Source organism: Sphingomonas sp. 22176 (genome assembly GCF_052045505.1).
Classification (GTDB): Bacteria; Pseudomonadota; Alphaproteobacteria; order Sphingomonadales; family Sphingomonadaceae; genus Sphingomonas.
In genome coordinates this window covers 25,123-36,723 of record NZ_JBQEPL010000002.1, presented here as the reverse complement: position 1 = coordinate 36,723, position 11,601 = coordinate 25,123, and the positions used below count along the sequence as shown (strand labels likewise).

The window sequence follows — 11,601 nt, the reverse complement described above, 5'->3', positions numbered from 1 at the left end:
TCAATATGCGGTGTCGCAGTAAATCACCACGTCAGCATCCGGTACCCTGCGGCGCCTTTCGCTCCCTCAGCTTACGGCATCGAGCTCCAGCGGCTCGTGGACGACGGCACGCCCGGACCCCCGCTCTTTCAGAATGCCGGCATCATGAACGCTGATGTCGACCGTGAATGAGCGGAACAATGGACCGAGCGCTGCGTCGAGACTGCCGCTGTCGAGATTGATCACCCTGACCTTCTGCCAAAGTAGTACTGGCTCGGCAGTGCCGCAGATCAGACCGTATTTGACGCTGTACCAATAGAGGCGCCACAGCTCCTGCATCATGCCGAGTTTGGCGGCGCGCAGGCCGCCTTAGCCATAGGCTCTCATATCGTTGGCCAAGGCGGGTAATCGAGCAGTGGCTCTTGGTCGAACACGTCGTGAAAGATATCGCGCTCCTGCAGACAATCGAGCTGCTCGGGCGTACGGATGAAGCGCCCGCAACGGAGCGGCATGGGCGAGGTGTTCGAAGAGGAACCGCATTCTCGGCCGGAAACCCTGTTCGATATCCTGCTCTCCATAGCCGCACGCCAAGCCAGCGAGGCTCGACGCGCGCCCGAAGAATGCGCCTGTTGCCGCCGCCGGCGAGCGGTGCCGAGCGGCGGCGTGCCTTTGTCGTCAGAAGCGGAAACGGACGCCGGCCGACAGCAGGCTGGCTTCCCACCGCACGTCGCGTGGATAGCGGGGGTCCTTCACATAGCTGTGGTAGGGCGTCCGCAGCAGATTGGTGGCATCCACCGTCAGCGTCAGCCTGTCGTTCAGGTTGTAGCTGGCCGAGAGGTCGAGACGGCCCACCGCGTCCGAATAGACCGTGGTGAACACGCCAGGCGCACCGAAGCTGTCCACATTGGCGCTGCGATAATTATAGGCCAGCCGCACGCTGGTCGGCCCCAGTTCGTATAGGCCGATGACGTTGAAGCTGTATTTGGACACGCCCGGCAGAGTCTGTTGGCCGCCGACGAAATTAGCGGCCGAGGGAACCACCTGCTTGCCGTCGATATAGGTGAAGTTGGCTTGTGCGCCGAGCCCGCGCAACGTGCCCGACAAAAAGTCGAAGAAGGTGGTGCCGGCCACTTCGATGCCTTTGATCGTCCCAGAGCCCGCATTGGAAGGACGATAGACCAGAATGTCGCCGAACGGCTGCACGTTCACAACCTGGGGCAGCGAATTGATGAAGCCGTCGATCTTGCGATAGAAGCCGGCGAGCGAGACCGATCCGGTGCGCGAGAAATAATATTCAAGCGAGGCGTCGTAATTATCTGAGCGGATCGGCTGGAGGTTCGGATTGCCGCCATTGCCGGTGTAGGAGATGTTGCCGCCGATCGTTCCCTGCTGGACGGTGAGCGTGGGATTGATCTGGTTGAAGCCGGGACGCGACAGCGCTTGAGTCCGCGACAGGCGTAGCTTCAGCTTGTCAGTAAAGTGCAGCTGGGCGCTGATGTTGGGCAGGATGTCGACATATTGGCTGGACGAGTCGATCGGTACCAGCACCGTGCCGGTGGCGGTCGGCAGCTGATTGGTGCCGTTCAACTTGTTGCGCGTGACGATGACGCGGCTGCCGATCGAGCCATCGACGGGGATGCCGATGTCGAACGCGTAGTTCACCTGAGCATAGCTGGTGAACACCTGCTCGCGCGCGGTGAAAGCGTTGAGCGGGTTGAGCGCGGGGCGTTCCGGCGACCAGGCCTGCTCGGTGCCTGCGTCCGCGCCGCTGCGAACCAGCGCTTGGCGGACGTAGCCACGCACGTCGTTGATCCGATCGTTCAGGATGTCGGGATCCGGGGCGAACCAGGAGCGGAACTGCTGGACGGCGTCGCCGTGGAAACCCGCTTCGATGAGGCGCCCGTCCGATACGCCGGGCACGACGCTGATCGGATCACGCAGGCTGTTCAGCGACGCATAGCGATCGCCATATACCGAACTTGCGCTGCGATCCCCGTAGCGCAGGCCGAACAGGAACTTGGGGAAAAGCCGCGATCCGGTGTCCAGCGCCAGGTTGCCCTGCCATTGCCACTGGCCACCCTCTGCCCGGTTCCTGTTCTCATAGAGACCGCGTACATAATAGCTGGCAGGATTGTTGAAATCGACGCCGCTCGGCGCGAAATTGACACCGCGCTGATCGTTCAGCTTCACTGCCAGCGACAGCGGACTGGCCAGCGTGGTCTGGAATTCGTAATAGGTGTTGTCGACAATCGACTTGGTATAGGCGAGGTCGGTGGTGAAGACGGCGTTGCCCACCTCCCATTTCGCGCCCAGCGCGCCCTGATAGGTGTCGGTCTTCTGCCGTCCCGCCTGCTTGGTCGGGCCGTTGACGATGCCCAGATCGACGTCGAAGGAGTCCAGCGTCGTGCCGTCCTTGGTCAGCACGGCGTTGCGGATCGTCGGCGGGGCGCCGTTGGGGCTCGACTGGATGGAAATGCCGAAAAAGTCGTTGGCGATTTTGTTGCGATAGCCCTGATACATGCCGTCGGCGTAGATCATCAGGTTGGGTGCGGGCTGCCACTGCAGCGAGGCGTTTACCGAAGGGCGCTGGCGGGTGCCGCGGCCGTAGAACAGGCCAATGTCCTGCGGGAAGGTGATGTTGCGGCTGACCGATGCGGGCAGGATCTGCTGGTTGGCGGGCACATTATCCTGGAAGCCCTGATAGCGGATCGAGTTGAGAAAGCGTGTCTGGGTGAAGGACGCGTTGACCAGCGCGCCGATCTCACCGATGCCAGTCTGCCAGCGATCGCTGATCAGCAGGCTGCCGATCGGATCGAGCTTCCGCGATTCGGTATTGTAGACACCGCGCGCTGCGCCGGCGAGCTGAAAGCCCTTGAAGTCGAAGGGGCGGCGCAGACCTACGTCGATCAGCCCGGCAATGCCGCCTTCCAGATTATCGGCGGTGGTCGCCTTGTAGACCTCCACGCGCGACAGTGCCTGGGCCGGGAAGTCCTGGATCGCCACCGATCTGCCGTCCGCGGTGAAGATCTCGCGCCCCTGCACCGTCGTCTGCACATTGGGGAGGCCGCGGATCAGCACGCCGTTGGCCTCGTCGGCATAGCGGGTGACCTGGACGCCGGTGATGCGGGCAATTGCCTCAGAGGCGTTGTTGTCCGGGAATTTGCCGATGTCCTCGGCGACTAGCGCGTCGACGATCGCATCCGAACTGCGCTTGATGTTCTGCGCGCTGCTTAGGCTCTGGCGCAGACCGGTGACCACGATCTCATCGGCGCTATCCGGAGTCTGAGCGGCGGCCGTGCTCGGCGTGGTCGTCGGATCCTGCTGCGGCGACGGCTGTTGCTGCGCGTTAGCGGGGGCGGCGAGCGCCACCCCCATCATCGCGGACACCGATCCCAGAAGCATGCAGATGGTATTCGGTTTCATAATCCCCTCCCTATTTTTCGTAAACGTTTACGGTTGATCGTGCGTGGAAGGCCTGCGGACCCCTTCCAAGGGGGTATGGTCACGGCATCGCAGTGACGGTGATACGGTCGATGTTGGGGGCGAAGCGGGAACGCAGCTGGATCCCGGGCCAGCGCTGCGACGCAAAGGTACGGCCATCCCAATCGGGCTGTGCCTCGCCCGAGAAGCGAATGCTGTTGCCACCTGCCTTCAGTGTCACCGGCACCGTCATTTCCCACCAGTTGTTGGCATTGAAGCTGTGCGGGAAGCTGGCGAGCACTGGCTTGCCGTCGTTGATCGAGATCCACGCGATCCGGGCGAGTGGATCGGGATTATAGTGGGTCGCCTTGGCCTGTTCCTCGTTCGAGTAGCGGATCGTCAACGCATAGGTGCCGGCGCGCGCGACCGTTACCTCGGGAAAGGTCAGGGTGTTGCCGTTGCCGGGCGCACCGCCGATGTCGAACACGGCGGCGCCCTTGCTCGCGAGCGACGCCGCACCGATCCGGGCGGTGCCGGCGAGCTGCGCATCCTCCGCCTCATAGACAGTTCCGGCGTGCCCCGCCTCGGGCACGACCGAGAGCCCGCGTAGTTGCGATGCACCGGTGGTTGCGGTCAACACCACCTTGTTGATGCCGCCGAGCAGGAAGGCGGTGCCCATCGTATCGCGGCCGTTCGCAGCGATGCGCACCGATCCGCTGCGCACCTCCGGCGCCAGTTGCGCTAGCCCGTCCTGGGCTGCATAGACCCAGAAGGTGGCGCTGCTGCCCTGGGCGAGCACTACCGCGCTACCTGCGGGCGTGGACGTGCCTTTCAGCACCGCATCCTGCACGTCGTACGTGGTGCAGTCGCCTGCGGGATCGATGGCGGCGAGGGTGATGCGGTCTATCAGTGCATTGCCTTGCGTCCGCCCCGCGCCATCCAGGCTGCGCGTCGACAAGGTAAGCGTGTGGCGGCCGCGCGTTAGGGAGACAACCGTGTCGCTATGGTCGAGCACCGCAGGCTTGTAGCCGAGCGGCAGGAACAGTTCGATCGTTTCCCTGCCGTCGATCTGGAGGAAGACGTTGGTCGGCCCTTGCGTGGCGGCCAGCGGGTCCTTGTTGAAGGTGCTCGCTAGGACGGACAGATCGTAGCGCCCGTCGTGCGGCACATCGACGGTGAAGTCGAGCGCGGCATCCGCGTCCGTCTTGAATCCCTCAACCGCATAGCCGCCCGAGACGTGAAAGCGATCGACATGCTCGGGTGAGCCTTCAGGGCCGCGCACCCTGAGGCCGGTTCCGCGCCGGGCCGCCAGTTCGGCCTCATAGTCCTGCCGCCAGCGGGACGCGGCGGCCGCGGAATGCACACCCTTTCCGGGCGTCAGCAGCAGCTCATAGGCGGCTTCCTCCCGCAGGTTCGGCCATCCGTCCTGCCCGAACGCCACGGCGACCTGTCCTTCCCGCACCGGCACGACCCGGTCGCCGACCACCACTGGCGGCGCGGAATCGCCGAGCTGTCCGGTCCAGCCGATCTCGCGCACGCGTACGCGCACCGTGTCACCGAACCGGTCGGAAACATGCGTCAGCGCGACCGTCGCCGCGCCCGATGTTCCGCCAAAAAGCATCCGCATCTGCGCACGCGCCGGATCCAGCGTCGCTACGCCCTGCAGCGTATAGCTCTCGTCGGGATGCGGCGGCGTGACCGCCAGCGTGTGGCCACCCATCGTCGCATAGGCGTTGAACATCCACCATTGCCCGTTGCCGCGATTGGCCTGGACGGCGGAGTCGCTCAAATTGCCGTCGATGTTCCAATAGGCGATGTCGGCATCGATCTTGGACTGTTCGATCGCGGCGACCCACTGCACCATCTGGCCGGGAACCGAAGTGTGGTAGTTGTGGGCATATTCGTTGATGTTGATCGGCAGGTGGCGGCTCTCCCATTTCGTTCCGGCGAACAGCCGATCCTCCCATGCCCGAAAGGTACGCACGCTGGTGCTGACCGTAGCCGGGTTGCTGAGTTCGTGCCAGGTGATCACGTCGGGCACGGTATCGGCGGCGATGGTGTGCCGCAGAAAGCCCTCGACTTCCGGAAACAGAACGCTGGTGTTGGGACCCGCGATTCGGGCGCCTGGCGCTTCCTGGCGGATCATGCGTACCGCGCGGTCCCAAGCGTCGTTGAAGGCGGTCGGGTCCTTGCGCCACGAGACGCCGTTGCAGCTTTTCGGGCCTTCGGCGAACATGTTGCCGTCGGGCTCGTTATAGGGGATGAACACGATCCGGTTGCGATAGCGCGGCGCCATGGCCCAGGCTTGGCGGACCTGTGCGCGCAGCTTCTCGATATAATTAGTTATCGATTGCGCGCAGTCCCCGGTCTTCCAGTCATATGGAAATTCGCGGTTGATGTCGGTCATGTAGATATAGGTGTCGCCGCCCGAGGCGTCGGTTAGCAGCTTCGAGACCTCCAAAGCGTCGGCGCCAGGATGCTGCGGGCCGTCCTGTGCCTTGGTCGATACGGTGCGCAGCCCCATGCCCTCGACCAGATTGGGGTGCGGCAGCCGCGCATCGTACAGGCCGTAGAGCGTGCCTGCCGCGCCACCATGAAAGGCGCCGGTATCGCTGGCGAGATCGACGGTGATCCGCTCCTGCGCCAAGGCGGGCAGCGATACCGAACCGAGAAGTGCGCTGACCGCCAGCGGCGTCGAGCGGCGGAGGGAAAGCGTCATAGGGCAGGGCTCCGGGTAGCGGGGGATGCCGCACGATGGGCGGTCATGCGCGCGATCGTCGCGCGGTTGAGGATCAGGCGGGAGATCGTGATCGCCAGCACCAGGTGCATCAGGCCGGGGATGATCGTGGACAGCAGGCGGATGCCGGTCAGCGACAGCGGAGTCTGGTTGCTCGCGCCGGCCTTGTAGGAGACGAGGACGAGCACGCCGCTGATCAGGGCACCGGCGACTGCCCAGGCCAGTTTCACGAAGAACTGGTTGAAGGCGAAGCTCATGCCCGACGAGCGCATGCCCAGCTTCCACTCGCCATATTGGTCGGCGAGCTGGATCAGGGTGAAGTGCAATGGCAGCGTGCAGCCGAGCACGATGCAGCAAAGCCCCACCAGCACCAGCCACAGCGTGGGATAGTCGCCCGGCACGAAGAAGGCGGCGAAATGCCCCGCGACTAGGATCAGGTTCACCCAGATATAGACCGTGCGCACGTCGAACCGCCGGGTGAAGGCCTGCACCACGATCGACCCCAGAAAGCCGCCGGCGGTGGCGGTGCCGAAGAACAGCGCTTGATAAGTCGCGTCACCCTTCAGCACATAGGTGATGAAATAGAGGGCGGCGCCGCCCTTGGTATTGAAGATCGCGATCAGCAACAGGGTCATGAAGAAGGTGAGGCGAAGCTGATCGTTCTTCAGCGTGTTGGCGACGGCGACCTTCATCGGCACATCGGCGGCATCAGCGGCCGCCACCCGTTCGCGCACGAACAGGAAGCAGATCATGAACATGACGACGGCCGCGGCGCTCAGAATCGCCGCGCCGTCGCGATAGCCACGCGCAACGTCTCCACCGCCCAGATGGCGCACCAGGATCGGCAGCCCCACTGACACGCAGAACGACGCGACCGCCACCAAGGCGAAGCGCACCGACTGGCAGGATACGCCTTCGCGTTCGCTGTCGGTCATCCGGGTGATCAGCGCGCAATAGGGGACGTTGTTGAGCGAATAGAAGAGGGCGAGCAGGAAATAGGTGATCGCCGCATAGAAGACTTTGCCGTCATAGCTGAAATCGGGCGCTTGGAAGGTGAGAAAACAGCTGAGCCCCACGGGAATCGCCGTCCAGAGCAGATAGGGACGGAAGCGACCCCAGCGGGTGGAGGTGCGATCGGCCATGATGCCGATGAGCGGATCGGACACCGCGTCGAAGATGCGCAGCGACAGAAACAGGATGCCGACAATCCCGGGCGCGAGCCCGAACACGTCGGTGTAGTAGAAGGTCAGGAAGTTGGCGATCAGCCCGGTGACGATCGTCCCGCCAGCGTCGCCAAGGCCATAGCAGACCTTCTCGAAAAACGGGATGGGAGCGGCGGGTGCGGCCGTGCCGGCCTCTCGCCTGAATCGTGGGAGATCTCTCGTGATCGACGACACCATCCCGTTCTCTCCTTCTACCTTGGGCCGCCTGTCTCGACGATTTCCCAATTTTCTATCTCGTCGGGTTAGTCCTGTTCGTTGAAGACTGCGCCAACCGCGGCCTCGTCGCGCACGAACACCGGCAATTGCTCGAGCGGCGCGGCGCAGACGATGGTCTGTCCGCCAGTGACTGTCGTGCCGGTCCAGGCATCGCGCCATTGGCCGGCGGGCAAATACACCGGCCGTTCGATGACCCCGGCCGCCGTCACCGGCGCGATCAGAAGGTGGGGGCCGAACATATATTGATCGTCCACCGCCCAGCATTCCGGATCGTCGGGGTGGTCGTAGAACATCGGTCGCATCAGCGGATCGCCATCTGTGTGTGCGGTGCGCATCAGGTCTGCGACATAGGGCCGCAGGCGCTCGCGCAGCGCGGCATATCGGCGCAGAACCTCGAACACGGGCTCGCCGAAGCTCCATAGCTCGTTGCCCGCGCCGGTATCGCATTGTGCAACACCGTCGCGGAATGGCTCGGTCGGCGGAGTGATCGGATCGCGATGGCCGTGCATCCGCAGGATCGGTGTGAACACCGCCCATTGAAACCAGCGTACCATCAGCTCGTGAAAGGCCGGATCATCGACATGGCCGCCATGGAATCCGCCGACATCGGTGGTCCACCACGGGATGCCCGCCATCCCCATGTTCAGCCCGGCGCTCAGCTGGTTGCGCATCGCCTCGAACGAGCTGTGGATGTCGCCGGACCAAACCAGCGCGCCGTAGCGCTGGCTGCCTGCCCAGGCGCAGCGGATTAAGCTGACGATCTCGCTTTCGCCCTCGGCGCGTAGCCCATCGTGCAGCGCCTGCGCATAATGGAGCGGATAAGCGTTGCCGATTTCGAGCGTGCTGCCGCCATGATAGCGATAATTGTCAAAATCATAGACGCTGAACTCGGGCTCGGCCTCGTCGAGCCAGAACAGGCGGACGCCCTTATCGCGATAGTTGTGCTTGAGCGTGTCCCACAGGAAGCTGCGGGCGCCAGGGTGGGTCACGTCGATGAAACGGGTATTGCCCAGAAATTCCTGCTGCACGTCCAGCCCCCGGCGGGCGCGGACGAGATAGCCCTTTTCTGCCAGCGCCGGATAATTTTCCGATCGCGGATCGACCGTCGGCCATACCGATACCAGCAATTCGGTGCCCATTGCCTTGAGTTCGGCGGTCATGGCGGCGGGATCGGGCCATTCGCGCTCGTCGAACCGCCAGTCGCCCTGCACCGGCCAGTGGAAGAAATCGGCAACGATCACCGCCAGCGGAATGCCCCGGCGCTGATAGTCGCGCGCGACCGACAGCAGCTCATCCTGCGTGCGGTAACGCAATTTGCTCTGCCACAGGCCCAGCGCATAGTCAGGCATCATCGGCGCGGTGCCGGTAACGCTGGCATAGTTGCGCACGATCTCGGCAGGAGTGTCTGCCGCGGTGATCCAATAATCGATTTCGCGTGTCGCCTCAGCCGTCCAAGTCGCGCCGTTCGTCGCGAAATGCGCCTCGCCGATGGCGGGGATGTTCCACAACAGCCCATAGCCGTGGCTCGATACGACGAAGGGCACGCTCGCCTGCGAGTTGCGCTGGGCGAGTTCGAGCGTGCAGCCGGCCAGATCGAGATGCGGCTGCTGATACTGGCCCATGCCATACAGACGCTCGCCCGATTTCGGTTCGAACCGCGCGGTGATACGGGCGGTCTCGCCGGTCAGCGGCTTGAACTCGCGTCCCGCCAATCCGAGCGCGCTGATCGTCCGCACCTCGTCGGTGCCCACCGTCCAGAACTTGCTGATCGTATCGCGCTGCCGCCATTTCTCGGCAAGCAACAGGGTGCCGCGCGCGTCCCGAAAGCGGACGCGCCCTTGCAGGTCGACTTCGGCGGTGATGCGGCCATGGGTGATGCGGGCAGTCGCGCCTTCGCGCGTCACCACCGGCCGGGCAGTGGAACCGCCTCGATCGTCAAGCAGAGCGCCGGCACGTGGGCCGCGATCCGAGAAGGGAGAGGCGCGCAGACGCAATCCGTCCGGCCCATGCGCTTCGATCCGAAGCCAATCCCCGTTATAAGCCCACATTATCGCGTGGTTTTCCAGGACGAGCGTGTCCAATCCTTCGATCCTCTCATCGCCATTCTAGGACGGCCGTAAACGTTTACGGTTTTGTTGCTGGAATGCCGGTCGCTGTCAACGGGTCTTGTGCTAAACGCGCCGGGCCGCGATCACATGCGAATGGACATACGCGAACTCGCCAGTCACCTGGGCTTGTCGATCGGCACGGTGTCGCGTGCGCTGAACGACCGGAAAGATGTCAGCCCGGCCACTCGCCAGCGGGTGATCGAGGCGGCGCAGGCCTTCGGCTATGCGCCCAACCAGTCCGGGCGCACGCTGCGCCGCGGCCGCACGGGCACGGTGGGCTTCATGCTCACGCTGGAGCATGACAGCGCCATCCATGGCGATCCGTTCTTCATGGCGCTGCTCGAAGGGTTGCAGAACGGGCTGAGCGAGCAGGATCTGGACCTTGCCGTGCTGCTGGCCCGCAAGGGGGAGGACGGGCTGACCTTTTTGCGGCGCCACGTTTCGCGCAGCACGGTAGATGGCTGGGTGCTGTCCGGCACCCAGCAAAACGATCCGCGCATTACTTTCCTGCTCGACCACAAGATCCCGTTCGTCGCGCTCGGCCGCACCGCGCTCGATCGCGATTATGCCTGGATCGATCTTGATTTCGAAGGTCTGGTGGCGCAGGCCATGGCACTGCTGCTGACCGACGGCCACCGGCGCATCGGGCTCGTCGCGCCGCCAGCGACGATCAACAACAGCCATATCGTTGTTGCCGAGTATCGCGCCGCGCTGGCCAATGCCGGCATCCCCATAGATGAAGCGCTGGTCCATCGCGGCGATTCCGATGAGCACGACGGGGAAGCCGCGACGCGCGAGCTGATGGCGCTGGACCAGCCGCCGACGGCCTTGTTGCTCATGGGTGAAACCTCGCCGGTGGGGGCCTATCGCGCCTTGCGCGGGTTGGGCCGCGAGCCGGGGCGGGACATCGCGGTGATCGGTTTGCGCGACAATCCCACCTGCCAGGCGCTTTCGCCGGATCTCACTTGCTTCACGCTCGACCTCAATGCCCTAGGGCTGGCGCTCGCACAGGGATTGATCGCTATTCTCGAAAGCAAGGACGGAAAGCCGCTTGATCTGGTGCAGCGTCGTTGGCCCATGGTCCTTCGAGTGCGGGAAAGCCATCAGCTGCCGGTCCACGCGAGCGCCTGACGATCGTCGCGGATACGGGAGACGCGAAACCTCGGCGCCTTGAAAGTGGGCGCACTGTGTTGAAAACAGCCTTTGAAGGCGCGGTGACCGTCTGATTCACTCCCAGCGGTCGGCGGGATACATGCGGATGATGGCCGACTGAACCGTGTCGCAGGAGCGCTGTTCTACAGCTTCAAGCTGGAAGGGCACGTGTGGCGGACCACCTGCTCCACTTGATCGACCGCTCGGTCGACCTGTCGAACCTGCGCGATCAGCTGCGTCCCTTCTAGAGCCAGACGGGGCCCCCCTCGATCGATCCCGAACTGATGCTGTGGATGCTGATCGGCTACTGACGATGCCGTACTCCGCCAAGTGCGCCCGCAACGCGTTGATCAATGGGGTTCGCTGTCCCACGAGCAGATCACGGCTCTTATGGAGCATCAGCACCGCCTGCTGATCGACACCCTTGACCGGCACGAACCGTATCGTTGGCCGGGTCAATGCCTCGCAAATAGCTTCGGAATCTGCGGCATAGGTCTTCCCGCGCTTCAGGTATGGGACACATAGGCAGCCGGCATCACCCGGACACCATGGCTCAGCGCCAGAAGCCCTCGACTCCAGTGGTGCACCGATGCACACGCCCACCCCAACCATGCACGGTGGCAACGATGAGAAGAAATTCACCCCCATGCCCCGCCGGAGCTGCCGGCGCACCAACACCTTGCCATCGGCCCCGATTGCATGAACTTGAACAACGTTCTTCGCCAGTTCGGCACCACGATCACAAATCCTGCTGCACGGATCATCA

The 11,601-nt window shown here is 63.7% G+C and carries 6 protein-coding genes and 1 pseudogene; 1 reads left to right on the top strand and 6 read right to left on the bottom strand.

Annotated features, from left to right (window positions below; translation table 11 throughout):
* Positions 1–66: 66 nt before the first annotated feature.
* From ACTJKY_RS08050 to ACTJKY_RS08030, 5 genes are all read right to left on the bottom strand, one after another.
* Positions 67–321, bottom strand: coding sequence for a hypothetical protein (locus ACTJKY_RS08050; protein WP_440845311.1), 255 nt, complete (start codon positions 319–321; stop codon positions 67–69).
* 333 nt (positions 322–654) lie between these two features.
* Positions 655–3,402 (bottom strand): TonB-dependent receptor, encoded by a 2,748-nt coding sequence (locus ACTJKY_RS08045; RefSeq protein ID WP_440845309.1) that lies wholly within the window; start codon positions 3,400–3,402, stop codon positions 655–657.
* A 79-nt stretch (positions 3,403–3,481) separates the two neighbouring features.
* A complete protein-coding gene (locus ACTJKY_RS08040) occupies positions 3,482–6,118 on the bottom strand; it encodes a cellulosome protein (RefSeq protein ID WP_440845307.1) in 2,637 nt (878 codons plus the stop codon).
* Positions 6,115–7,536, bottom strand: a complete 1,422-nt coding sequence (locus tag ACTJKY_RS08035) for an MFS transporter (protein ID WP_440845305.1) — start codon at positions 7,534–7,536, stop codon at positions 6,115–6,117. Before ACTJKY_RS08035 ends, ACTJKY_RS08040 begins: the two co-directional genes overlap by 4 nt.
* Positions 7,537–7,601: 65 nt before the next feature.
* Positions 7,602–9,623: a glycoside hydrolase family 31 protein gene (locus ACTJKY_RS08030; RefSeq protein WP_440846297.1), complete on the bottom strand. Its 2,022-nt coding sequence runs from the start codon at positions 9,621–9,623 to the stop codon at positions 7,602–7,604.
* 153 nt (positions 9,624–9,776) lie between these two features.
* Here ACTJKY_RS08030 and ACTJKY_RS08025 point away from each other — a divergent pair, with 153 nt between their 5' ends.
* Positions 9,777–10,814, top strand: a complete 1,038-nt coding sequence (locus tag ACTJKY_RS08025) for a substrate-binding domain-containing protein (protein ID WP_440845303.1) — start codon at positions 9,777–9,779, stop codon at positions 10,812–10,814.
* A gap of 321 nt (positions 10,815–11,135) precedes the next feature.
* Here the strand turns inward: ACTJKY_RS08025 and ACTJKY_RS08020 are convergent.
* Positions 11,136–11,582: pseudogene (locus tag ACTJKY_RS08020) on the bottom strand (IS110 family transposase); the annotation flags it as partial.
* Between the last annotated feature and the right edge of the window lie 19 nt (positions 11,583–11,601).